The organism is Reticulibacter mediterranei (assembly GCF_016587455.1).
In genome coordinates, this window is record NZ_BNJK01000001.1 from 7,927,603 (window position 1) to 7,949,590 (window position 21,988).

Below are 21,988 nucleotides of genomic sequence, written 5' to 3' on the forward strand. Positions count from 1 at the left end.
TATCTGTTGTCAATGCAAAGAAAAAATAAATCTGTCTATAACCATATTGTATATGTTCTCTGTTGCCTGGCTTTGCTCGTAGCGGGGTGTGGTGCTCAGCGGTCTGGCGTGGCATCGCATGCGACGGCTACGCCCACACAGGCGGCGACCAAAATTGTGGTTGCCCTTCAGCCAACCGAAAGCGCTGAGGAGGCATTGGCGCAGCAACGAATCGCAAGCGCGAAGAAGATCATTGCGGGGATGTCGCTGGAGCAGAAATTGGGTCAGCTCATATTAGTGGAGTATCTTGGGCAGGATTATCAGGACAGCGGTTTGCAGGAGATGATCACGCAACAGTTTGTGGGTGGCTTTATGTATCAAGAAAGCAATCACAACTTTGAGGCACCCTATAATAAGGCTGACAAGGTGCGAGCATTTTCTCAACAAACGATGCGAGACGCGCGCACCCCATTGCTGATTGCGACCGATCAGGAAGGCGGGCTGGTCAATCGCTTACGGACGTTTCATGGTGATCTGCCTTCCGCCGAAGAGATGGCGGCCAGCGGCGATCCACAGGTTGCCTTGCAGCAGGGGGCGCAGGCGGCAGAATGGATGCAGGAATTGGGGATCAACGCAGATCTGGCTCCAGTTGTTGATGTTCATACCGTCAATCCACCAGTTCTGGAATCGCGTATGTTTGGCAGTGATCCGCAAACGGTGGCAACCTATGCCGGGGCGTATCTGGAAGGCTTGCAGAGCAATGGGGTTATTGCGTGTTTAAAGCATTTTCCGGGGCTGGGCGCGATTAGCTCTGACCCCCACGAAGGCTTGCCAACGGTCAAAAGAAGTATGGCTGATCTGGAGAAGATCGACCTTGCGCCTTATAAGATCATGATCCAACAGGATCATCCAGCTATGATTATGAGTACCGATGTGCTGATGCCAGCTATCGATCCTGATCTCCCTGCCGAACTGTCCGCTAAAGCAATCGATGGCCTTTTGCGCGGCGAGCTGGGCTACGATGGTGTGGTAATTACCGATGGGCTGTATATGCAGGGGATCAGTGATCGCTGGTCCTTGAGTGAGGCATCTGTGATGGCGATTGAGGCAGGCGGTGATATCATTGAGGGGCCATATACTCCCTCGCAGGTCGCAGAGGTTGTGGTTGCTCTCAAACAGGCGATCCAGCAAGGGCATATTACAATGCAGCGCATCGATCAATCAGTGCAGCGTATCTTATTGCTGAAGATGCAGTACAACATTCTTGGGCTTTGAAAAGAAGCACCCTTCTCCAATTCAAGAGGAAGGGGCCTCTTATATCTTTTGTGAGAAAAGGGGTTAATCTTCCAGGTGGGCGTTGACATGGATGGCGACGTTGTTGCGCAGGGCGTTGGAGACCGGGCAGCCCTGTTCGGCTGTTTGTGCGGCCTGTGCGAAACCAGCGGCATCCAGTCCTGGTACTTTCCCGCGTACGTCGAGCGTAATGGACCCGATCTTAAAGCCGCCTTCAATCTGCTCAAAAGTGCAAGTAGCATTGACTGTTAAGCGCTCTGCGGTATGCCCGGCACTTGCCAGCGTATTCGAGAAGGCCATCGCATAGCAGCCGGCATGGGCCGCAGCAATGAGTTCTTCGGGGCTGGTCTTGCCTTTGGAGCGCTCGGTTCGTGTGGCCCAGCTAATTGGTTGCGTGCCGATGACGCCGCTTCCTACCTGAACGCTACCATGTCCCTGGAACAAATTGCCTTCCCATGTTGCCTCAGCGCGAGATTCTGCTTTGATCATGTGCGAGTTCCTTTCTTTATCTAAGAGTGAATCTTTGTATTTTGGGAAATACACCATCTAATAAACAAAACGTCAGGCCAGCATCTTTCGTGACAATCCATTCTGTCGTGAATCTTGCGGAAACGGTTAGTAAATAGCGTGAATGTTGGTTCTTACACACTCTCGGTGAAGCCAGTTCGGTCAGAGAGCATGAAGAACTCTCTGGCGCAGCAACTTGAAACTGGCGCGGCCGTATCCCATCCTTTTGAGAAGCTTCAGCTTGTTCACATGACCCTCAACTAATCCATTGTTTTGGGGAAGGGTCAATCCTGCGAGTACGGCTGCTTTGTCCCGCTCAACACTCTTGACAAACCCTTGCAGTTCACGGACCTGGCTCCCTCTCGCGCTCTCAAGCCAAGCATCAAGCTGTTCTCCTCCAGTCCGCATGTGTAGCATCAGGGCAAACTGCCGAACAAAGTTGTAGGCCAGTTCGATCTCTAGATCAAGCTGTTTGAGGGTGATGAGTGTTTGTTGCTCATCGGTCGAAAGGGCTTCAGGCTGACGAAGGAAGAGGAAAGCTGCAGATCTGGAGGAGAGAGGAGCCGCAGAAAGGTTGCATGGTATTGTCGCGTTCTTCGTTCCTCCGGGAAGCAGGCGAAACACCTGATCATAGACTGACTGATATGACCCCTTGTAGCCACGCTCCAGCAATTCCCGATACACCTGCATGATGTTATGGCAACCCGCTTCCCAGCGTTCGCGTAGAAAGGAAAGGTAAGCATCAACACCAGTCTTGCGCAAAGGCGGTTGTCGTTCAGGAAACGTATCACACCTCAACCAGCGTGAGACGGTGGAGTGAGCGATCCCTATCCGATTGGCAATAGCCGTCTGCGAGAAGCCTTGTTTGCGTAAAGCCACGACTTGCTCGTATTGAGCCAAGCGCTCTTCTCGCTTTGCCTGGCTCAGCTCGGCTGCCTTTGGATGAGATCGATGATATCTCGGCGGCTGTTTCCCTTGCACATCAGAGAGAGGGGTAGCCGAGGATGTTTCTGCTTGGCCTCTGCGATGAGCAGCGAGGTGGCGGGCCAGAAGGCCCTCCAGAGCCTCGCCAAGGTTTTTGAGAACGTGAAACCTGTCTGCACACTGGATAGCTTGAGGAGCAGCAGTCTTGGCTGCTGATGCATAGTCCCCTCCTCGATCTCGACTTATCAGCTCAATTTCTGAGTGGGCTGCTATCCAGGCAGCAGCAGTTTCTGCTGACCGATCAGGCAAAATATCGATGACCTTGTGACTTTGCATATCGACAAGAATCGTACCCCATTTCCGTCCACGTTTCCAAGCGAAGTCGTCTATCCCAAGCTCTTGCACTGGCTCAACTGGCTCAAATGGCAATGCCATGATGCGGCGAAGAACCGTCATCCAGGAGGTCTTGATCCCTATCCGCTCAGCTAGACGCGCTCCAAGCATGCCACCAGTAGCAAGGCCGAGAGCTTGAACCACCTGAAACAGACGAGTCGTGACTCGTGCCAGCGGTTCCGCAAAAGGAGCCAAACGCTCGGCGAAGATTTTGCGCACACAGGTGTTGACATCACAAAAGCATTTGCGCACCAGAACCTGCAAACACACGCGCATTCCACCAGAGGGCAGATCCGTGATTCGGCGGAAGTAATGGCTATGGAACCGTTGTGCTGGTGTACCGCAGAGGGGACAGCAGGGGTATTTCCGCGTGCAATGAGCGGTAAGGGTGAAGATCTCATCATTCATCTCGATCTCTGTAATCTCCAGTTCCTCTGGCAAGGCAAGCGGTGTGAGCACTTCTCTCTTCTTCATACGATCCTTCTACAGTCTCTTTATTTATGTAGAACGATCTATTCGTGTGACAGGCGCAAATAAGCTTCACCGAGAGTGTGTAAGAACCGAATGTTCGACGATGTTTCGGGTGAAACATAGGAAATCTTCTCTACTGAGCCTGGAGAAATCGCATCCCATCTGGTACACTCTTCTTGAAGAGTGACCCAGTCCAGCGTCATTTGACGCTGGACAAAACACACGTTTACCCGCGTTTCCCCTCCTCCCACAACATATAAGGCGCTGAGGCGTCAGGAAAAGACATCCAGGTAGTTGTGCTTATGAGACAATGCTGTTCAGATTGGTCAGATCGTCCTCGGAAAGGGTCAGCGTAGCACCCGAGATGTTCTCGCGCAGATGCGCAACGGATGAGGTACCCGGGATAAGCAGAATGTTCGGTGAGCGCTGGAGCAGCCATGCCAGCGCAACAGCCATGGGTGTGGTGTTGAGACGGGTGGCGACAGATCTCAGTTTGTCGGACTGAAGAGGAGAGAAGCCGCCGAGCGGGAAGAAAGGCACGTAGGCGATACCTTGCGCGGCGAGGGAGTCGATCAGGTCGTCGTCGCCCCGGTGAGCGAGATTGTAGAAGTTCTGCACGCACACAATTGGCGCGATGGACTGTGCCTCAGCGATTTGCTCAGCGTTGACGTTGCTCAGACCGAGGTGCTTGATCAGTCCTTCTCGTTGTAGTTGTGCGAGCACTGTGAATGGTTCGGCGATTGAGCCAGGAGTGGGTCCTTGCAGGCCGCCGACCCGCAAATTCACGACGTCGAGGGTGTCCAACCCAAGATTTTTCAGGTTGTCATGGACGGCCTGGCGCAGTTGATGGGGAGCACGCGCAGGGGGCCAGCCGCCCTCGGCGTCTCGTACAGATCCGACCTTGGTTACAATATGCAACGAGTCGGGGTAGGGATGCAGGGCTTCTTTGATGATCTGGTTGGTGATGTGCGGGCCGTAGGCGTCGGCTGTGTCGATGTGTGTGATGCCTAGCGCCACGGCTTCGCGCAGTATGGACACGGCTGCGTTGCGGTCAGCAGGCGGGCCAAACACATACGGGCCAGCCAATTGCATTGCGCCGTACCCCATACGCGTGACCGTCAGATCCTCGGTCATGGTGAACGTTCCTGCGGTTGTGGCTGGCAGATTACTATATTCATGCGATGAATGCGATAGCATAGAAAATGTCCTTTTCCCTCATTGAAACGATGATAATCACGATGTGCGAGTAACACATCACTCCTACCACTCTATCTGAAAAGCGTGTATCATGTAAGATGTAACCAAAAAGTGATGGAGTTTCCATATGGTAACTAAGCAACAAAGTGTTCCTGATATTTTCCAGGAGAACTGCCTATCGCGGCAGGTGCTGCAATTGATTGCGGATCAGTGGACGCCGCTGGTGATCGCTGCATTGAACGATGGCACGATGCGGTTTGGGCAATTGCTCAAGCGGATCGGTGGCATATCGAGGAAAATGCTGACGCAGACATTGCGGGCGATGGAACGTAACGGCCTGGTGCGGCGCGTCGTCTATCCTGTCGTGCCTCCAGTCGTCGAGTATACTCTCACGCCATTGGGACAGACGCTGGTCGAACCAATGAAAGCGTTAAGAGACTGGGCATACGGACATTTACAGGAGGTCGCGCAGGCGCGAACGGCGTACGATCAACGTGATCATACGCCGCTTCAGGATGCAGTAGCTTCTCTTGTTCAACAGCGAGAAAAATCACTCTAACTCCCCTACAGCGCTACCCCATGGCCCCACTTTTGAGAAAGAGTCGGGGTCATTATTGCAAATTGCCCTATTTCCTAATGGTGTGGTGTGGTAGGATGGAATAATAAACAGGGGCCAGAGGAGGCATCCCTGCCATATGAAAACGTATCCTACGCCGATAAGTATACTCGCTTGATGCTTCTATGACAAGCTGCTTTTAGTACTACCATATGTTGCCAGGGCTGAACGCAATGATGTTACTCCCTGGATCACTATTTGGAGGAATTATGCCACGTGCTATCGATTTTCACGTTCACTTGCCAACAACAGAGTTTATGCAGGTGACGCTTGGTCCATATGCAAAGGCAGCCGAGCGCTATTTTCGCACCGAGGTCAAGCTCAAGGATATCGAGCAGATCGCCGCTGATTATGCTGAACTGGATATGATCGGCGTGCTGCTTGCCTGGGATGCAGAGACAGCCACCGGCTTACCACCGTTGGGCAACGATTATGTTGCTGCTATCGTTGAGCGCTACCCACACCAATTCGTCGGGTTTGCCAGCGTTGACCCGCATAAAGGCAAGGCGGCGGTGAAAGAGATGGAGCGAGCGGTGAAAGAGCTGGGATTGGCTGGTGCGAAGTTTCATCCGGGCGTGCAGGCGTTTTATCCCAACGATCCGCAGTTCTATCCATTGATGGAGAAAATACAGGAGTTGGGGATACCGGCGCTCTTTCACACTGGTACAAACGGCTTGGGAGCTGGTACTCCCGGCGGTATGGGCATCAAGCTTGACTACACGCGCCCGATCTATCTGGATGCTCTGGCTGCTGATTTTCCGGACTTGACGATTATTGGCGCGCATCCGTCCTGGCCCTGGCACGAGGAGATGATCGCCGCCATGCTTCACAAAACCAATCTGTACAACGATTTATCTGGGTGGTCGCCGAAGCGCATTCCCGAAGTACTACTGCGTGAGGCGGCAACGCGTTTGCAGGATCGCTTCTTGTTCGGCTCCGATTATCCATTTATTACCCCTCAGCGCTGGCTCAAGGACTTTGAACCGCTCACATACTTCCAGCCAGAGGCGCGAGAGAAACTGATGTGGCGTAATGCCCAGAAGTTGCTGGCTCATACGCAGGTTGGACAGATGACGTTTTCATCATAAGCTCAGTCTGAAGCGCCGCTCTACTAGCCCACTTTGGCAGGATTGGCGGCGCTCATTGACAGAAAGAAGTGCAATTTCTATACTAGGGCAGGTCAAGCGTGAGCTATGATCATCAAGTGGGAGGAAGGATAGAGCCTCATGTCTTTTACTCAGGATGAGCTTCAGGCATTTAATACGATACTCAACCAGCGATTGACTGCCCAACGTCGTGAAATGGAACGTGCTCTGGATCAGCGTATGGGCATACTTCGACATGAGTTTGAGCAGCGCCTTGTCACGCTTCAGCAAAATCTGCTGCGTCACCTTCCTCAACGCCTGTCGGAATCGCAAAGCAGGCTGCGCGATGACCTTTCTCAGCAACTTGCCAGACAGCATGAGCATATGATGGAAACGCTCCGGGGCGATGCTGCGGTTGAGCAGCAGGACCAATCACAGCAATTTGAGGATCAGATTGAGCGCGCGCTGGCTGCTCAATTACTGGCGATTGAACAATTGATCAGTCAGCGTACAACAGTGGCCGAGTTTACTACTGTTCATAGCTCTGAGGCCCAGCCAGATTTTGAGTCCATCGAGGTGCAAACGGAGATTCCCTGGGAAGATCTGGTTGAGGTGGTCGAGAAGGCGATGGAGCAGCGTCTCGCGGCCCTGGATGAGTCGATGCAAGCCATGATGAAAGCGTTAGAGCGATCCCTGGCCGAGCAATTGAGCGCGTTACGCGAAGAGCTGGTGCATGCTCAAGAGCAGACATTTAGCAGCAATATTGCCTATATTCAGGAGATTTTTGCCAGCATCGAACAGCTAGAGCATATCGTTGAATCAATGCAGGTAGCGATGAACGCCAATCATACCCTCCTCTCCAATCGCCTCTATCACCATCAGCGGCTCCCGTTTGAGCGTGCGCATCCAGGCGGGCGTTCAACGACCTTTCCAGGTTCGGGGAAGCGTACTGGCATCACGGCTCCACTTCCCCTGTTGGAAGAACAGGAAAACGAGCACCAGCAGGAATAGCCCTGCTGGTGGGCACCTCGCCATATGATGTGCGCACGCGAATTGAGCAAAAACACCCAAAGTGAGAGCGGGAATGCACGTGCCTCAGAGGCCCACTTCATCCTTCGCTCGCTCGACCCAATCGAGCGCCTCATCCGGGATGGCGTGTTGTCCGAGAAAGAGGCTCAGTTGGGCCGCATGCTCCTGCACGTGGCGCATGGTGTACAACTGGAGCTCGAAATAGCCGATCGGATTTTTACTGTCCCAGGGGAAATAGAACGGTTGATGTACTTTCTCGTCTGACAAAGAGGTGATCGTTGACTGGCACTTCTTACGCAGATACTTCAGATAGGTGTGAAGCTCGTCCCTGGTATAGGGTTGTTTAGGAATGACATCATCGGACTTCCTATTGAAAGGTGCAGGGGGCGTGAATTCTTCTTCTGGGCGGCCCGTTAGATACAGATCGAGCCAGTAGAGGGTGTGGTAGATGATATCCCCGAATGTTCCGTAGTCCGATCCCTCCGAGTCGATCCAGAGATGCTCCTGCCAGAGCGTATCGGGGCAGGCCACCAGGGCATTCTCCAGCATATCGATGGCCGCGCCGAACTGCTGCCACAGAGCCGTGCGCACTGTCGTCTCCATCGGTCGTTCAGCCATAATGTGTACTCCTTTCTGTTTCTTTGCTCGACATGCTACCACCAAAAGCGGTTAGAATCTACCCTGATATCGACCGTTTCATTTCTGAGTGACGTTTTTGTCCAATTTGCGTGTGCCCCCCTTTCCAGCATCATATGGCGAGGTGTCTGCTGGCGCATCCGATAAATCCGCCAGGGAGAGAGAAGATTTCCTCACCTTTCCCTTTCAATTGCCAGTTGATTGTGGGCGCACGGGTCGGCGCACGAAGTAGTACACGAGTGCTCCAATGAGCGGGACCAGCAGGATAAAGAGCGCCCAGGCGACCTTATCATTGCCTTCTGAGGGTTCTTTGGTCAGGCAATCGACCAGCACCCAGAGCCAGAAAATGGTTGCCAGAACTGCAAGACCGCGTCCGCCGAGAAGAAAAACGTGGATCAGTTTCCACCAGGGAATCAACATCATAGCAAGCCTCCTCTAAGAGATAATTCTCATGCTCATTAATTGAAAGACAAAAAAAGCGCTTCTGGTTGCAAGAATGGGCATCAATCTTGAGAAAGATGCAAAATGAGCAACCTGCGTGTGGGCTGAATTAGGAAAAAGAGGGGATTGACCGCAGTGAAGTAGTCATGGTAAAATCTCCCTCCTGCAACAACAATCCTGGACATGTAGAAGTTGTTGCATTGATACGGGGTAGTTTCTGGCTATCCCGCGTAATCGTATGTGCAAATGAACCGGTAGCCCCCTCTCTGGTGGGATACCGGGTTCTTGTGCTGGAAAACGGCGTAGCTGGCTCGAAACAATGGAGAGATAAGATGCTACGGTTTTATTTCGCAGTGGGATGGACCGCATTTCAGCGGCAACTCGTCTATCGCTGGGCAAACTTTGCCGGTTTGATCACCAACATCTTTTTTGGCTCAATTTTTAGCTATGTCATCATCGCCCTCTATCATGCGCGTCCGGTAGTGAATGGGTATGATGTCCTCGATTCGTTACGCTATACCTGGCTCGTGCAAGCATTGATTATGGTCGTGCTGCCGTTCGGTTGGTATGACCTCATGCAGACTATTCGCTCTGGTGAAGTGGTTTCTGATCTGAGCAAGCCCTGTGATTTTTACTGGTACTGGTTTAGCCGGGAAGTGGGACGTAATCTCTACTACCTGCTCTTTCGGGCGATCCCGATCTACATTGCTGGCATGCTGCTCTTTGGCATTGGCCTGCCCAATCAGTGGCACTACTGGCTGGCGTTTGTGCTCTCGTTGCCGCTGGGATCGATGCTGGGGATAGCCTATCGTTTTCTGTACAATATGGTCGCCTTCTGGATTCTGGAAGCACGGGCGATTGCGCTACTGGCTGGCGTCGTTGCCTTGTTTTTTACCGGCTCGTATGTACCGTTACCGCTCTTTCCCGACTGGCTGCGTTTGATTGCGAACTGGCTCCCCTTCAATGGTTTGTTGAGCCTGCCTGCCGAGGTTTTTATGGGAAAAGTTGCGGGCAATGCGCTCTGGTTTGAGTTGGCGCGACAGGGATGCTGGCTTGTGCTTCTGACACTGGGAGTGCGTACATTGAGCAGCATCGCAACCCGGCGAGTGATCGCGCAGGGCGGTTAGAAAGCGAAGGGTGTTTTGATGTTTCATGCCTGGTTAAGCGATGTGCGGCTGTACCGTCTGCTCATCGCCATGCAGATCAAAGCGCAGCTGCAATATAAGGTCAATCTCGCGGTTGATATTCTGACATCATTTGCTGTGACCTGCCTGGAATTTGGCGCGCTGCTGCTATTCTTTATCCCGTTCCCTACCTTGTTGGGCTGGCGCATGGGAGAGGTTGCGCTGCTGGCTTCAATTATTTCGATTGGTTTCGGGCTGGCTGAACTGGTCGGTGCTGGCGTCGATAACTTCCCCTTTACGATTCGCAAGGGCGAGTTTGATCGCGTGTTGTTGAGGCCGGTAGGAGCGTTTATGCAGGTGGTTGGCAGCGATTTTCTCTTACGCCGCTTTGGTCGCATTACGCAAGGGCTGCTCGGTTTTGTGGTCGCGCTGCATTTCTTGCCGAATCTGCACTGGACGCTGGCGAAGGTTGTTGTTCTGCTGCTTGGCATTGCGAGCGGTGCAGTGATCTTCGTGGCGATCCTGCTTCTGGGGGCGACGCTCTGCTTCTGGACGATTGAAACGACGGAACTAACGAGCCTGCTCTACTATGGTGGGCGCGAGATGCTGAGCTATCCTATGAGCATCTACCATTCCCTGCTCCAACGCGCCTTTTTGTTTGTCGTGCCAATTGCGTTCGGCTCTTACGTTCCCACTTGCTATATCCTGGAGCGGTCGCTTCCATTCGGTTTGCCGCTGGAACTGGCGTTTGCGGCCCCGCTGGTCGCGCTGGCATTTGCGCTCGTGGCGGGTGCGGTCTGGACTTTTGGCGTGCATCACTATCAAAGTACTGGCAGTTAAAGTATTTTGGAAAGGAAATCGAGTATGTCGCTTATAATTGAGGTCGAGGGGCTGAACAAGGTATTTCGTGTGACGCGTCGGCGTCCCGGCATAGTGGGCGGATTGCGGAGCCTGGTTAACCCGGAAGTACGTGAGGTCTCTGCTGTGCGGGATCTCTCTTTAGCTGTCGAGCGGGGAGAGATGATCGGACTGGTTGGGCCGAACGGAGCTGGTAAAAGCACGTCGATAAAAATGATGACCGGCATTCTGATGCCGACGAGCGGGACGTTGCGCGTGGCGGGGTTTGTTCCTCTGCATCAGCGGCGAGATCTGGCGGCGCGGATCGGCGTCGTCTTTGGACAACGTACGCAACTCTGGTGGGATCTGCCGCTGATCGATTCTCTACGACTGTTGCAACATCTTTATCGCGTTCCAACCGACCGCTATCAGGATAATTTGCAGCGCCTACGAACGATGCTGGAACTGGACGAATTTCTTGATACGCCAGTGCGTCAACTCTCGTTGGGCCAGCGCATGCGCGGCGATCTGGCAGCGGCTCTGTTGCATGATCCCGAACTGCTCTATCTGGATGAACCAACGATTGGTCTGGATGTGGTGGCGAAGGCGCGTATTCGTGAGTTTTTGCTGACCCTCAATGCTGAGCGCGGAACAACTATCTTGCTGACGACGCATGATATGGACGATGTGGAGATGCTCTGCCCCCGTATCGTTATCATCGATCATGGGCGCAAGCTCTATGATGGTACCGTGACCGATATTCGCGAACGCTTTGGTGGCGATCGTCAGCTTGTCGCGGTGCTGGACCCGGCTGAGATGGCGGCGCTCAATCTGGACGAGGCGGGGCTGCCCACCGTTGAAAACCTGCCAGCCGGCGTGCGTGTGATGCAGGCCGAGGGACCGCGCATCTGGTTGAGCTTCACGAGCGAGGCCATGCCTGCTCATGAACTGGTCGCGTGGTTGGGAACGCGTTACCGTTTGCGCGACGTAACGTTTCAGGAGCCAGAAATTGAAGATGTTATTCGGCGTATTTATGAGGAGGGGTTGTTGTTGCAAGAAGAAGAGGCCACATTGTCTGTATAATAGCGTGTAAAGTGGCCTCTGATGAGAAGGATGATGGGTGTGTGCAAGTATGCCGATTGCTATTTGCTTGCACACGCCTCACTTATTTGGTATGCTTAGTAGCAGGACAATTATTCGCAAATAACTGGTCCTCGTGGATTGCAGATCATGGTTTGCAAAATATTCTCAGAGGAAAGCAGAGCTTATGGACAGTTCTCTTCACAGTGCTAATCTCACAACGGACGAATTAAATAAGTTAACTGCAACGGATCATGTGGAAACTGAGGGTGCAGAGGAAGAGCATCATATTCATTTGCCTAATCCCAGCTTATGGCCGTTTATTTTAAGTGCAGCCGTTTTGCTGACATTGGCAGGATTGCTGGCCCTTCCTGATCTTCCCGTGCTTTCTATTATCGGCGCTCCTTTTGTCATCGTTGGCATTCTGGGGTGGGCGCTGGAAGATCCGATGGCACCACAGGAAGTGGAGTTTATTACCATACCAGTTCATAGCCAGTCGAAATTTTTGCCTGGCCAGGAAGTGGTCGATCAGAATGGGGCGTGGGTTGGCGAGGTGCGAGCACGCTTTGGCAACTATATGCTGGTTGATCGCGGTGGTCTTATCGTCAAGCCGTACTATGTTCCCTATAGCGCGGCAAATGAACCAAATGAAAGTGGCGTTATTCAGCTCACTGCCAGCATTGACGAGTTAGTCGCGCGAGGGTTGGATCAGGTGCCTGATGATCTCTATGGCGTGACTCCGGAGCCGGGCCTTGTCCGGGTCAGCGGCGTGCCACAGTTCGCAAAAGGTCCATTGTCTCCTGCTGAGACGGGGCATTATAATTATGGTCCGAATTATCCAGGTATCAACACAGACGCCAGCGGCTCCTATGATCGTCAGTACGTTGTTCCCTCCCCTTCCAAATATGTTGGCGAGCGTCGCAAGATGTTTACCACCAATCGTCCGATCCCCGCACGTGCTATCAGCCCAGATTAAGCTGATGTGTGATTAGCACAAGAACAGGGAGGCGAGATCGATCTCGCCTCCCTGTTCTTTTACTTCTGGTGATCGTAGAAGCCCTTGCCGCTTTTCCTGCCCAACTGCCCGGAGACCACCATGCGGCGCAGGAGCGGTGGTGGTGCGTAGAGCGGATCTTTAAATTCTTCATAAATTGCCTCGGCTGCCCAGAGCGTGGTATCGAGACCAACGTAGTCGAGCAGCGTAAACGGCCCCATCGGATAACCACAACCCAGTTTCATTGCAGTGTCGATATCGTCGCGACTTGCCATGCCGTTTTCCAGCATCCGAATAGCTGCCAGCAAATAGGGGATGAGCAAGAAATTGACGATAAAGCCTGCCCGATCTTTCGAGAGCACGGGTGTTTTCCCCAACGAGAGAGCGAATTGCCTGACCGTCTCTATCGTCTCGTCCGTCGTGGAGATAGTTCGCACGATCTCGACCAGCTTCATAACCGGCGCGGGATTGAAGAAATGCAGCCCGCAGACCTGGCTCGGTCGTTTGGTGACGGCTCCCATCTGGGTAACGTTGAGCGATGAAGTATTGCTGAGAATAAGCGCGTCAGTTTTGAGTGTGGCATCGAGCGCGGGAAAGAGGCGTATTTTCTCTTCCATATTCTCGATGACGGCCTCGATCACCAGATCGCAATCGGCAAAATCGACCAGCTCAAGGGTGCCATGCAGACGCGCCCGATTCTCCTCGACCTGTTCAGATGTTAATTTGCCCTTTCTGATCATGGTGTTCCAGGCATCATAGATGCGCGAGAGACCTTTATCGAGCAGTTGTCGATTGACCTCGCGAACGACGGTTTCGTAGCCAGCCTGGACGCAGGTCTGAGCAATGCCCGCGCCCATTAAGCCACAGCCGACAACGCCAACTTTATTGATCTTTTGAATCGTCATTGATCCCTTACCTTTTCATAATAAACTGACAATCAGGATTTATTGAGAAATGCGCGTATCTCCTCTATCGGCCCCTGTTCGACACCGAAGAGGATGGTGTAGTGATTCAATGTTGGAAATTCGGCAAAACGACAATCTGGAATAGCCTGTTGCATCTGAGCGGCTGCCTGTTCTGGAAGCAGCTGATCGTCGCCTGAGAGCAGTCCTTGCCCTGCACGTAGCAGCAATGTTGGCACCTGGACGCGGCTCCATAGTTCTGCGGGGTTGATATCGTTGAAATGCTCTCCTTCTTCTAGGATCGCCTCACGATACGCTTTTGAGGCCACCGTTCCGTCACTGTTGGGGTAGACATCGTGTTTGAAATAGAGATCGACGTATGCGTTCCAGTATGGCCCTAAAAAGGGGGCGGCCTTCAAACGAGTAATATACTCGTCGTATGAGGCGACGGGAACCCCTAAGCGGCTGATGGCGGCGGTGAGCCACAGCGGCTGTTCGGCGGGTGTCTGCCAGGGCAGGGGAGCACCGGCATCGATCAGCACGAGCTTGCTCAACTTGTCGGGATACTGCGCGGCAAAGTTCAGGGCGATCAGTGCTCCAAGAGAGTGGCCGATAATGATCGGGCGTTCGAGGCCAAGCTCGTCGATTAGTTCGTTCAGATCGTCGGTATGAATGGGAATGCTGTAGCCATCTTCGAGCTTGTCGCTGTCGCCGCGCCCGCGCAGATCGTAGGCGATGACGCGATGATTCGAGGCCAGATCGTCGGCGAAGGACTGGAAGCAGAAGGCGTTGGCGGTGAGTCCGTGAACGCAGATGACAGGTGGCCCTTGCTCCCCCCATTGCACGTAATGAAGCGTGATATCGCCAGCGATAATAAATTCGTCGCTTACGGGTTTACTGAGCATGAGCTTCCCCTTGTTGTTGAAATTGCTTCCATCTGGCGGCAGTCAACGGGATCATCGCTTTGCCAGCTTCCTGCCGCTGCTGGGGAGAGCGCCATTCGGTCTTGCCGTTATGGGCTGTTGCACCCGTCCAGAGGATTGTGCGGATCACATGAAAGTAGCGATCCATATCGGGCGAGAAGAGCAGGGCGTGATGCGGGTCTTCCAGGTAGAAGTAGTGGCCCTGACTGGCGTACCAGGTACGCAGATCGTCTTGCGAAGAGACGACGAGATCATGCAACCCATCAGTAAGATTATATGTAATCCCTTTGAATGGAAAACAGTGCAGATGGGCGTGAAAAACGGTTTGCCTGAAGACGCCATGTTCCCAGAAAACAACCGGTGAAGCGTAGAAACGGTCGAAGAAGGTTCGTACTTCGCGCTTTAACTCGTGCAATTCGGCATCGAAAGAGGCCGGGACCGTGCCATAGCAGGCGTAATGTTCCTGGGGCATGATCAGCAGATGTCCTTCAACCAGAGGGGCATAGTCTGTAATGATGCGAAAATGTGGCGTTTCTTTCAGGATATAGGTATCTATCTTACTGCGCTGGCAGAATACGCAGTTCGTTTGAGTGGTATCGTCGTTCAAAAAATGCTGCTCCTATTATCTTTTGCTTGTAATCTCTGAGCAAACAGGACGCTATGCTATTGCCTTGAGTATAGCGCACAGAGAGATACGGGTGCAAGTGAGGCAACGGGAAAGGCTACAGACGATGGAGCGAGATGTCTGTAGCCTTATCTGGTCTAGCCCGCGTGCCGGAAGCCTGCCTCTGACATCGTGAGGGGTGCTCCCTCGGCGATCACGCCTGCGTCTACGATTTCCGCAAGCACGAGGGTTGAATCGCCTGCCGGGACGCTCTGGCGAACTTCACAGGCCACCCATGCCTGTGCATCGCGCAACACGAGGCTCCCTTCATGGATATCGTAGGGAATATTTGCCAGCTTATCGGGATACTTGAGGGCCGATTTCCCCAGCGCGCCAGCCAGCGCTTTCTGTCCCGAACGCAGTACGTTGACGGCAAATTTGCCGCTATGCAGGATCATAGGGAGAGATTTCGAGTCGTTTTCGACCGAGACGGCCAGTAGTGGTGGCTCGAATGAGACTTGAGAGAGCCAGTTTGCTGTAAAGGCGTTGACCTCATCGCCATCGATGCAGGTGACGGCATAGAGGCCATAAGTGAACATGCGCAATGCCTGTTTTTTAATAGCCGGGTCCATGCAATATTTTCCTCTCTGTCCATTATTGGTGCATCCAGCAATTGGAGCGGAGAGCGCTCCCCGAATATGGCAGGGGCGATGGCTTGTCCTCGCCCTGGATTACAATACCTATATTTGGGGCAACACAGGCGAGGACAAGCCATCGCCCCTGCCATATTCGGTCATCCTCGGAGGATTTCATGGATGCACCAATCATTATATCCCTGACGGGAAAGGATTGCATAGAATGCTATCATCACATCTGAAAATCGCAAGATATCACCATTCCAGCAAGAGACGCTCATAGTCTTCCAACTGATAGCTAAACAGCTTTTCGGCGGGCGTATCGGAGCGGATTGTTGAGGCATCCTGGAAAAGAAAGACACCATCTAGCAATTGCTCAACCCATCCTGTTCTGTCCGCTTGTTTGGCAATCTGCATCAGTTCGTAATCTTTGATGCCGCGTTCGAGCCACTTGTAGCGCAGAGAGAGCAGTGGTTTGCCACGAGCACCGGGATAGACAAAGCACATGTCGCCAGCTGGCCAGATAGTTGGTCGATAGCTGATTTTTGTGAGGGGCTGATCGGGCCAGGCGGTATAGGCCCAGCGCAAGAAGCCATCGAGTTGCAGCCTTTCAACCAGCCAGGGCAGCAGGCGGCATTCGAGCGAGGGCGATGCGATAAGGGTGTTGGGATAACGTGGAGAGCAACAGACGTAATAGAACAGCTTGCCTGGCAACTGCGAACGTGATGCCATCAACTTTTGATGTTGTTGCGTTGCGCAGGCAAAGTTGGGAACAGCATCATATATGCCCGTAACGCCGCGCTCGATAAATTCCGCATGATTGATGGCAACTTTGAGCTTCAATGAGGGCGCGACCTGCTGTATATGCTCCCACTGCTGTTGAAAGAGCGCGAAATTTTCCGGCTCATCAGCCGTTATACGGATGTGCTCGATCCAACCTTTTTCAATGAAGTGTGCTTCCAGGGCGTGAATATAGGCGTCCAGTTCCGCACCCTCGCGTATGAACTTATAGGCGCGAGTCGTCGCGTCATAGTAGCGAAGACGAATTGCATCCGGGTCTCCTGCGACAATGGAGCCATAGCCGGCTTCAGGAGCTTGCCAGATGTTGATCAGGCCCAGCACTTCGATTTCTTGTGTCATGCCGTATGTCTCGGCCAGCGCGACGTAGCGATCAATGGTCGCGAAATCGTACACAAAGTGCCCGTCCGGTGCTTTTGTGATCCCGACCATATTGTATTCAAACAGGTCTGAGGGTTCGCGATCATAGAAACTGCGCTGGCCAGACCAGGGAATCTCCGAGACGATGAGCGTGGCAGCTTTCTGTCCCAACGCAGCCAGGCTACTCATATACTGTTCAAGGATGCTGAAATGTTCATCAGACCAGAGAGCAACCTGGTACTTCCTGGCAATGTTGGAGTGATGCTGCCAGATATTGAGAAAGAAGCGGTACTCGGCAGGGCGAGGCATGACAGGCTCTTTCACTGTGATCGTGAAGCGGCATTCCTCTTGAAGTTGCTCATCCTCAAACAGACTATGAGTATAGAGTCGAACGCTGCCATGATAGATTCCAGGCGGCACATCTTCGGTTGTGGTGCATTCAATCCAGACTTGTTGAAGCTTCTTGCCTTCTACATAGATATGAGTCTGGTCAAGCAGAATATCTGACGTAGGGTCGTCATGATCGTCAGGGATCAGGCCAACCAGTTGAACCTGAACGGGAATAGCTTCGTCAAGGGCGACCTCTATGCGACCGATGGGGACTGAGCCAGCTTTCCAGAAAAAGGGATCGTTGTTGACGGTTAAGACGAAGGGGTCGTCTGAGCAGACGACTGCTTGTAAAGCGGTCGTGTCGCGGCGACAACAGGTCAGATCAAACTGTTTGGTGGAGGTCGCCTGTGCATGCTGTTGCCAGGATGGATAGCTCCACACATATTTGAAAAACATTGATTGCAGTCCTAAATGCATCATTTCCCCCTATCAGTGAGCGTTTATAGTTATCTTGTTCGCTAAGCCAGGATCACATCGATGTTCATATCGCGCAATTGTTGGACGATATGTGCTGGAGTTTGATCGTCGGTCACGATCTTGTGAACCGCCGTAATGGAAGCTACGAAGCCGGTCGCGGCCTTATCAAACTTGGTATGGTCCGCAACCAGGATGACCTCGCGCGCGAACTGGATAATGACGCGATCCGTCATAGTCTCTAGCGGATCTGCGTTGGTCAGTCCCTCTTTGATGCTGATGGCGCGCATCGAGACGATAACTTTATCTGCCCGCAACTCTTTTAGCGTTTGTTCCACAATATGGCCGATCATAGAGAACTCGGAATGGCGTACGATGCCGCCAGTAATGATAAGATTGATATCGGGGTTGCTGACCAGTTGATTGGCAATATTGAGGGCATTGGTGACGACGGTCAGGTTCTTCTTATGATCTAGGAAGCGAGCAACTTCCTGCGTGGTAGTGCCTGATCCGAGGAAAATTGTCTCCCCATCATTGATCAGATGAGCCGTTGCCTCGCCGATTCTGCCCTTTTCCTCTTTGCTTTCCGTTATCCGGTGGATGATCGGTGGCTCTGGTGTGGCTTGAGTGAGCGCGATGGCTCCGCCATGTTCGCGCTGTATCCTCCCCATCGCCTCCAATTTCTGGAGATCGCGTCGGATTGTTGGCTCGCTCACGCCAAAATGTTCGCTAAGTTCGGTAACTCGCGCATGCTGATGCTCTTTGATAAAGAGTTCGATTTGTTGTAGCCGCTCAACTGTCAATTGCATAAGCCCTCATTTGATCGATTGTGATTGTTTGCTTTTATTATTTTCGATAATAGCCTTTGCAACAGGCGTTGTCAAGGTTATATTGCACAGTATTTTTGCTGCAGTCGTGCATATACCTTGACAGGTAAGCTGAAAAATGTTATATCTTCCGCAAGGTAATAATCATAAACGATCAAAAATAATCACGCCGTTGATCGTTTGTAGTTATCTTTACATCCCTCTGTTGTCGTTGATGCCATTTATGTTGATGGAATACGTGCTTTTCGGGTATATTGGGAATCCAGTATATATTGGTGATTCTGCACGTATTATATTCTTTATTTTTTAATCGTTACCTATTTGAGTCAAGGAGAGGGAAGATGAAAAAGCTCTGGACCCTGGGCTGTCTCTGCATGTTATTTGCGGTCCTGTTGACCGCGTGTGGAGGAGGAGAAGCTGCTTCGTCAGGAAACGCGAACCAGCCCGTCACGCTCAGATATATGATCTGGGATCAGAATCAGGCACCGGCCATGCAGCAGATTGTCACTGAGTTTAGAAAGACTCATCCCAATATTAATGTGAAAGTGGAAGTGACCCCATCGGATCAATATTGGACAAAGCTGGAGACCGCTGTAACAGGTGGCAGCGCTGGTGATGTTTTCTGGATGAACGGGCCGCACATCGTTCGCTACGCCTCTAACGACGTAATTTTGCCAATCGACGATCAAATCAACGCGGACAAAATTGACCTCAAAAACTATCCCGATGCGTTGGTTTCGCTCTACACTGTCAATGGCAAACACTACGCGTTGCCAAAAGACTTTGATACGATTGGGCTGTGGTATAATAAGCAGCTCTTTGATGCAGCAGGTGTCAAATATCCCGATGAGAGTTGGAACTGGCAGACATTGCGCGATGCAGCCAAGAAGCTGACCAATCCAGCGAAGGGTGTCTGGGGTATTGCCGCGCCTCTCAGCGATCAGGAGGGGTTCTACAACACCATTCCACAAAATGGTGGCTATGTTATTTCGGATGATAAGAAATCGTCGGGCTTTGACAAACCTGAAACCATTGGCGGCATCAAATTTTGGACGGATCTCATTCAGGATAAGTCCTCTCCTTCGCTGGCCCAACTGACGGATACGGCCACGGCGAGCATGTTTGAGTCTGGCAAGGTCGCGATGATGTATGCTGGCTCCTGGCGTGCTATTGAGTTTGCTCAGAATGAATATACCAAAGATAAGGTTGATGTGGCCGTGCTACCCCAGGGGAAAGAGCGTGCAACCGTCATTCATGGGCTTGGCAACGTGATCTATGCCAATACCAAATATCCGAAAGAATCATGGGAATTTGTCAAGTTTCTGGGATCAAAGGAAGCTGCTGATATTCAGGCCAAAACTGGCACTGTCATTCCTGCTTACAACGGTACGCAGGAGAGCTGGGTGAAATCTACTCCCAATTTTCACCTTCAGGCTTACATCGATGAGCTTGCATATGCGAAGCCGTATCCGGTTTCCAAGAACACTGCCGCCTGGAATGATGCTGAACTAAAAATGCTCATCCCGGTCTGGTCAGGGCAGCAGAGCGCGGATGCAGGATGTAAGGCGTTTGCCCAAAAGATGAATCAGCTTCTTGCTGACGAGCAGAAGTAGATGAAGTAAGGATCACTCAGGTAACATTGGCTGAGTGATCCTGATTAGCCCGTGGAGGTGCCTTGTGAAAACGGCAGGAGTCGAGCTTGCTGAAGAGCGGCGGAAGGGAGTAAAAGAGGTCAGAGCAAGGCGTGGCCGAAAGATAGCCTGGAAGGATATGCTGAGCGCTTATATCATGATCGCGCCCTTGATGATCGGCCTGTTCATTTTCTATATCTGGCCCGTCTTCCAGACATTCTACTTTAGCTTTACCAAATGGGGCGCTTTTGGCAAATATAAGTGGACCGGCCTGACCAACTATGAACAGTTGTTGCATGATCCTGATCTTGGGCGTGCTCTCTTAAATACCGTTATCTATATTCTGCTTTCGGTCCCTGGCAGCCTGATCCTGGCGATTGTGGTAGCTGTCTTACTCAATCAGAAAATTCGTGGGGTTGGCATCTATCGCACGCTCTATTATTTGCCAGCTGTCACGATGCCGGCGGCGATTGCGATGGTGTGGCGCTGGCTGTACAATGGGGATTATGGCCTGATAAACTATATATTAAGCCTGTTTGCTATTCATGGTCCACGCTGGATCTCCGATTCGTCTATCGCACTCTATTCGATCATTCTTGTTGCGATCTGGGCAGCGATTGGCAACAATATGATTTTGTTTCTGGCCGGTTTGCAGGGTATTCCGAGCGTCTACTATGAGGCAGCTGCTATCGATGGGGCCGGGACGCTCCCGCGCTTCTTTCGCATTACTCTCCCACTACTCAGCCCGACCATTTTCTTTGCGCTGGTGACATCCCTGATTGGAGCCTTTCAAGTCTTCGACCTGATTTTCCTGATGTCTGGGCCAAACAGTCCGACTATTGATGCCACTAAAACCGTTGTCTATCTGTTTTATCAATATGCCTTTATTAGTAACGACAAAGGATATGCGGCGACGATTGCAGTATTGCTTTTCGTGATTATTCTACTCATCACCATTGTTCAATTCAGGTTACAAAGGCGCTGGGTGCATTATTCATAGGAGGAGTTTGATGAGAGTTGCTACTAAACGCTCCATTGCAATTGTTCCGCTGGTGAGCCATATTGTGCTCATTCTGGGATCGTTGGCCTTTGTGGTGCCGTTTCTCTGGATGTTGCTCACCTCTCTCAAGACGCTGGGCGAATCTACTCACGTGCCACCAGTCATTATTCCCGCCAACCTTCAGTGGAGCAACTTTTCGGAAGTGCTTGCTACCTTACCATTTTTTCAGTTCTACATCAATACTCTGCTTATGGCGGCGGGGCGCACGCTTGGGCAGTTGTTTTTCTGCTCCCTGGCAGCCTACGCGTTTGCTCGTATTGAGTTTCCGGGGAGAGATGCGCTGTTTGTGATTGCTCTCTCTGCCCTCATGATTCCAACCTACTTGTTGCTGCTACCTCAATATTTAATCATGAAAGATCTGGGATGGCTCAATTCGTTGCAGGCGCTTATCGTTCCTGGCCTGTTCAGCGCATTTGGCACCTTCCTGCTGCGTCAGTTCTTTCTGACCATCCCAAAAGAACTGGATGAGGCGGCTCGGATCGATGGCGCGAACCATTTCCAGATTTACTGGCAGCTCATTTTACCGCTTGCTCGCCCAGCTCTGATCGCGCTCTCCATTTTCGTTGTGCTATGGTCCTGGAATGATCTGATGTGGCCGCTGGTCGTTAACGACTCGGTGGATAAGATGACGCTATCGGTGGGGCTGGCATCGTTGCAGGGTGAACATACAACAAATTTCCCTGTCTTGATGGCGGGCGCTGTGCTGGCTATCTGGCCTATGCTCGTCATCTTTATCACGTTGCAACGCTACTTTGTTGAAGGTATCGCTATCACCGGCTTGAAAGGATAACGTGAGCCGGGAATCTCTCACAAGCCGATCCGTGCGCGATAATGAAAT

The 21,988-nt window shown here is 52.1% G+C and carries 22 protein-coding genes; 11 read left to right on the plus strand and 11 right to left on the minus strand.

What is annotated here, in order from left to right; translation table 11 throughout:
• The first annotated feature begins 12 nt into the window (after positions 1 to 12).
• Positions 13 to 1,254 carry a glycoside hydrolase family 3 protein gene (locus K3T83_RS33895; protein WP_220207337.1) on the plus strand — a complete coding sequence of 414 codons (1,242 nt, stop codon included), beginning with the start codon at positions 13 to 15 and terminating at the stop codon, positions 1,252 to 1,254.
• A gap of 63 nt (positions 1,255 to 1,317) precedes the next feature.
• Here the strand turns inward: K3T83_RS33895 and K3T83_RS33900 are convergent, their stop codons facing one another.
• The 3 genes from K3T83_RS33900 to K3T83_RS33910 all read right to left on the minus strand — a co-directional run bounded on the left by K3T83_RS33900 (position 1,318) and on the right by K3T83_RS33910 (position 4,764).
• On the minus strand, positions 1,318 to 1,761 hold the full coding sequence (locus tag K3T83_RS33900) for an OsmC family peroxiredoxin (protein ID WP_220207338.1): 444 nt from the start codon (positions 1,759 to 1,761) through the stop codon (positions 1,318 to 1,320).
• A gap of 180 nt (positions 1,762 to 1,941) precedes the next feature.
• Positions 1,942 to 3,570: an ISL3 family transposase gene (locus tag K3T83_RS33905; RefSeq protein WP_220207339.1), complete on the minus strand. Its 1,629-nt coding sequence runs from the start codon at positions 3,568 to 3,570 to the stop codon at positions 1,942 to 1,944.
• Positions 3,571 to 3,867: 297 nt separating this feature from the next.
• Entirely contained in the window at positions 3,868 to 4,764 is an 897-nt protein-coding gene (locus K3T83_RS33910) for an aldo/keto reductase family oxidoreductase (RefSeq protein ID WP_220207340.1), read from the minus strand.
• Between the two features lie 127 nt (positions 4,765 to 4,891).
• Here K3T83_RS33910 and K3T83_RS33915 point away from each other — a divergent pair, with 127 nt between their 5' ends.
• The 3 genes from K3T83_RS33915 (at position 4,892) to K3T83_RS33925 (ending at position 7,476) form a co-directional block, all read left to right on the plus strand.
• Entirely contained in the window at positions 4,892 to 5,323 is a 432-nt protein-coding gene (locus K3T83_RS33915; protein ID WP_220207341.1) for a winged helix-turn-helix transcriptional regulator, read from the plus strand.
• A 266-nt stretch (positions 5,324 to 5,589) separates the two neighbouring features.
• Positions 5,590 to 6,468: an amidohydrolase family protein gene (locus K3T83_RS33920; protein WP_220207342.1), complete on the plus strand. Its 879-nt coding sequence runs from the start codon at positions 5,590 to 5,592 to the stop codon at positions 6,466 to 6,468.
• Positions 6,469 to 6,606: 138 nt separating this feature from the next.
• Positions 6,607 to 7,476 (plus strand): hypothetical protein, encoded by an 870-nt coding sequence (locus K3T83_RS33925; protein ID WP_220207343.1) that lies wholly within the window; start codon positions 6,607 to 6,609, stop codon positions 7,474 to 7,476.
• Positions 7,477 to 7,560: 84 nt separating this feature from the next.
• Here the strand turns inward: K3T83_RS33925 and K3T83_RS33930 are convergent, their stop codons facing one another.
• Positions 7,561 to 8,112, minus strand: coding sequence for a DinB family protein (locus tag K3T83_RS33930; protein WP_220207344.1), 552 nt, complete (start codon positions 8,110 to 8,112; stop codon positions 7,561 to 7,563).
• A gap of 204 nt (positions 8,113 to 8,316) precedes the next feature.
• Entirely contained in the window at positions 8,317 to 8,553 is a 237-nt protein-coding gene (locus K3T83_RS33935) for a PLD nuclease N-terminal domain-containing protein (protein WP_236065042.1), read from the minus strand.
• 350 nt (positions 8,554 to 8,903) lie between these two features.
• On the opposite strand from K3T83_RS33935, the gene K3T83_RS33940 reads away from it, so the two are divergent.
• The 4 genes from K3T83_RS33940 to K3T83_RS33955 all read left to right on the plus strand — a co-directional run bounded on the left by K3T83_RS33940 (position 8,904) and on the right by K3T83_RS33955 (position 12,588).
• The gene (locus K3T83_RS33940; RefSeq protein ID WP_220207345.1) at positions 8,904 to 9,698 is read left to right on the plus strand and encodes an ABC transporter permease; all 795 of its coding nucleotides are present in this window, start codon (positions 8,904 to 8,906) and stop codon (positions 9,696 to 9,698) included.
• Between the two features lie 18 nt (positions 9,699 to 9,716).
• Positions 9,717 to 10,535, plus strand: coding sequence for an ABC transporter permease (locus tag K3T83_RS33945; RefSeq protein ID WP_220207346.1), 819 nt, complete (start codon positions 9,717 to 9,719; stop codon positions 10,533 to 10,535).
• 24 nt (positions 10,536 to 10,559) lie between these two features.
• A complete protein-coding gene (locus K3T83_RS33950; protein ID WP_220207347.1) occupies positions 10,560 to 11,615 on the plus strand; it encodes an ABC transporter ATP-binding protein in 1,056 nt (351 codons plus the stop codon).
• A gap of 184 nt (positions 11,616 to 11,799) precedes the next feature.
• Entirely contained in the window at positions 11,800 to 12,588 is a 789-nt protein-coding gene (locus K3T83_RS33955) for a hypothetical protein (RefSeq protein ID WP_220207348.1), read from the plus strand.
• A 59-nt stretch (positions 12,589 to 12,647) separates the two neighbouring features.
• Here the strand turns inward: K3T83_RS33955 and K3T83_RS33960 are convergent, their stop codons facing one another.
• The 6 genes from K3T83_RS33960 to K3T83_RS33985 form a co-directional block, all read right to left on the minus strand.
• Positions 12,648 to 13,505 (minus strand): 3-hydroxyacyl-CoA dehydrogenase family protein, encoded by an 858-nt coding sequence (locus K3T83_RS33960; protein ID WP_373324630.1) that lies wholly within the window; start codon positions 13,503 to 13,505, stop codon positions 12,648 to 12,650.
• 38 nt (positions 13,506 to 13,543) lie between these two features.
• A complete protein-coding gene (locus K3T83_RS33965) occupies positions 13,544 to 14,413 on the minus strand; it encodes an alpha/beta fold hydrolase (RefSeq protein WP_220207350.1) in 870 nt (289 codons plus the stop codon).
• On the minus strand, positions 14,403 to 15,038 hold the full coding sequence (locus K3T83_RS33970; RefSeq protein ID WP_220207351.1) for an HIT family protein: 636 nt from the start codon (positions 15,036 to 15,038) through the stop codon (positions 14,403 to 14,405). Before K3T83_RS33970 ends, K3T83_RS33965 begins: the two co-directional genes overlap by 11 nt.
• A 155-nt stretch (positions 15,039 to 15,193) precedes the next feature.
• Positions 15,194 to 15,667: a flavin reductase family protein gene (locus K3T83_RS33975; protein WP_220207352.1), complete on the minus strand. Its 474-nt coding sequence runs from the start codon at positions 15,665 to 15,667 to the stop codon at positions 15,194 to 15,196.
• Between the two features lie 258 nt (positions 15,668 to 15,925).
• Positions 15,926 to 17,614, minus strand: a complete 1,689-nt coding sequence (locus K3T83_RS33980; protein WP_220207353.1) for a DUF4091 domain-containing protein — start codon at positions 17,612 to 17,614, stop codon at positions 15,926 to 15,928.
• Between the two features lie 62 nt (positions 17,615 to 17,676).
• Positions 17,677 to 18,441 (minus strand): DeoR/GlpR family DNA-binding transcription regulator, encoded by a 765-nt coding sequence (locus K3T83_RS33985; protein WP_220207354.1) that lies wholly within the window; start codon positions 18,439 to 18,441, stop codon positions 17,677 to 17,679.
• A gap of 359 nt (positions 18,442 to 18,800) precedes the next feature.
• Here K3T83_RS33985 and K3T83_RS33990 point away from each other — a divergent pair, with 359 nt between their 5' ends.
• The 3 genes from K3T83_RS33990 to K3T83_RS34000 all read left to right on the plus strand — a co-directional run bounded on the left by K3T83_RS33990 (position 18,801) and on the right by K3T83_RS34000 (position 21,940).
• The gene (locus tag K3T83_RS33990) at positions 18,801 to 20,072 is read left to right on the plus strand and encodes an ABC transporter substrate-binding protein (RefSeq protein WP_220207355.1); all 1,272 of its coding nucleotides are present in this window, start codon (positions 18,801 to 18,803) and stop codon (positions 20,070 to 20,072) included.
• A 64-nt stretch (positions 20,073 to 20,136) separates the two neighbouring features.
• Positions 20,137 to 21,090, plus strand: coding sequence for a carbohydrate ABC transporter permease (locus K3T83_RS33995; RefSeq protein ID WP_220207356.1), 954 nt, complete (start codon positions 20,137 to 20,139; stop codon positions 21,088 to 21,090).
• Positions 21,091 to 21,100: 10 nt separating this feature from the next.
• Entirely contained in the window at positions 21,101 to 21,940 is an 840-nt protein-coding gene (locus K3T83_RS34000; RefSeq protein WP_220207357.1) for a carbohydrate ABC transporter permease, read from the plus strand.
• The last annotated feature ends 48 nt before the right edge of the window (positions 21,941 to 21,988 follow it).

What these genes read in the sequence shown, in the direction of transcription:
- K3T83_RS33895 (WP_220207337.1), top strand. Translation starts at nt 13, where the DNA reads ATGCAAAGAAAAAATAAATCTGTCTATAACCATATTGTATATGTTCTC.
- K3T83_RS33900 (WP_220207338.1), bottom strand. Translation starts at nt 1,761, where the DNA reads ATGATCAAAGCAGAATCTCGCGCTGAGGCAACATGGGAAGGCAATTTG.
- K3T83_RS33905 (WP_220207339.1), bottom strand. Translation starts at nt 3,570, where the DNA reads ATGAAGAAGAGAGAAGTGCTCACACCGCTTGCCTTGCCAGAGGAACTG.
- K3T83_RS33910 (WP_220207340.1), bottom strand. Translation starts at nt 4,764, where the DNA reads ATGCTATCGCATTCATCGCATGAATATAGTAATCTGCCAGCCACAACC.
- K3T83_RS33915 (WP_220207341.1), top strand. Translation starts at nt 4,892, where the DNA reads ATGGTAACTAAGCAACAAAGTGTTCCTGATATTTTCCAGGAGAACTGC.
- K3T83_RS33920 (WP_220207342.1), top strand. Translation starts at nt 5,590, where the DNA reads ATGCCACGTGCTATCGATTTTCACGTTCACTTGCCAACAACAGAGTTT.
- K3T83_RS33925 (WP_220207343.1), top strand. Translation starts at nt 6,607, where the DNA reads ATGTCTTTTACTCAGGATGAGCTTCAGGCATTTAATACGATACTCAAC.
- K3T83_RS33930 (WP_220207344.1), bottom strand. Translation starts at nt 8,112, where the DNA reads ATGGCTGAACGACCGATGGAGACGACAGTGCGCACGGCTCTGTGGCAG.
- K3T83_RS33935 (WP_236065042.1), bottom strand. Translation starts at nt 8,553, where the DNA reads ATGATGTTGATTCCCTGGTGGAAACTGATCCACGTTTTTCTTCTCGGC.
- K3T83_RS33940 (WP_220207345.1), top strand. Translation starts at nt 8,904, where the DNA reads ATGCTACGGTTTTATTTCGCAGTGGGATGGACCGCATTTCAGCGGCAA.
- K3T83_RS33945 (WP_220207346.1), top strand. Translation starts at nt 9,717, where the DNA reads ATGTTTCATGCCTGGTTAAGCGATGTGCGGCTGTACCGTCTGCTCATC.
- K3T83_RS33950 (WP_220207347.1), top strand. Translation starts at nt 10,560, where the DNA reads ATGTCGCTTATAATTGAGGTCGAGGGGCTGAACAAGGTATTTCGTGTG.
- K3T83_RS33955 (WP_220207348.1), top strand. Translation starts at nt 11,800, where the DNA reads ATGGACAGTTCTCTTCACAGTGCTAATCTCACAACGGACGAATTAAAT.
- K3T83_RS33965 (WP_220207350.1), bottom strand. Translation starts at nt 14,413, where the DNA reads ATGCTCAGTAAACCCGTAAGCGACGAATTTATTATCGCTGGCGATATC.
- K3T83_RS33975 (WP_220207352.1), bottom strand. Translation starts at nt 15,667, where the DNA reads ATGGACCCGGCTATTAAAAAACAGGCATTGCGCATGTTCACTTATGGC.
- K3T83_RS33980 (WP_220207353.1), bottom strand. Translation starts at nt 17,614, where the DNA reads ATGTTTTTCAAATATGTGTGGAGCTATCCATCCTGGCAACAGCATGCA.
- K3T83_RS33985 (WP_220207354.1), bottom strand. Translation starts at nt 18,441, where the DNA reads ATGCAATTGACAGTTGAGCGGCTACAACAAATCGAACTCTTTATCAAA.
- K3T83_RS33990 (WP_220207355.1), top strand. Translation starts at nt 18,801, where the DNA reads ATGAAAAAGCTCTGGACCCTGGGCTGTCTCTGCATGTTATTTGCGGTC.
- K3T83_RS34000 (WP_220207357.1), top strand. Translation starts at nt 21,101, where the DNA reads ATGAGAGTTGCTACTAAACGCTCCATTGCAATTGTTCCGCTGGTGAGC.